Raw genomic sequence first — 614 nt, 5'->3', positions numbered from 1 at the left:
ACGATCGACTGCGCCAGAACGGTCGCGGTCGTGGTGCCGTCGCCGGCGATGTCGTTGGTCTTCGAAGCAACTTCGCGGACCATCTGCGCGCCCATGTTTTCGAACTTGTCTTCAAGCTCGATTTCCTTGGCGACGGTGACGCCGTCCTTGGTGATGCGCGGGGCGCCGAACGACTTGTCGATGACGACGTTGCGGCCCTTGGGGCCGAGCGTGACCTTCACGGCGTCAGCGAGGATGTTGACGCCGCGCAGCATGCGCTCACGGGCGTCGCGGGAGAATTTTACGTCTTTAGCAGCCATGTTTTAGCTCCTGGCAAGGGCTTGCGATCAAGCCCGGAATTCAGTTGACGGTGAGGCCGATAATCAGCCGATGATGCCCATAATGTCGGATTCCTTCATGATCAGAAGGTCCTCGCCATTGAGCTTGACTTCGGTGCCCGACCACTTGCCGAACAGGATGCGGTCGCCAGCCTTGACGTCCAGGGGAACCAGCTTGCCGGCTTCGTCACGGGCGCCGGAGCCGACAGCGATGATCTCGCCTTCCTGCGGCTTTTCCTTTGCCGTATCCGGGATGATGATCCCGCCGGCGGTCTTGGATTCGGATTCGACCCGGCG

The 614-nt window shown here is 61.1% G+C and carries 2 protein-coding genes; both read right to left on the bottom strand.

Annotated features, from left to right (window positions below):
• Positions 1 to 299: TCP-1/cpn60 chaperonin family protein (locus tag ACWGTO_RS33750; RefSeq protein ID WP_280954049.1), on the bottom strand; the 299-nt coding region annotated here is incomplete at its 3' end.
• A 63-nt stretch (positions 300 to 362) separates the two neighbouring features.
• The coding region (locus ACWGTO_RS33745) for a co-chaperone GroES (protein ID WP_454578990.1) at positions 363 to 614 on the bottom strand (252 nt) is incomplete at its 5' end.

Source organism: Mesorhizobium sp. PL10 (assembly GCF_053714315.1).
This window is presented reverse-complemented; position numbering and strand designations above follow the sequence as displayed.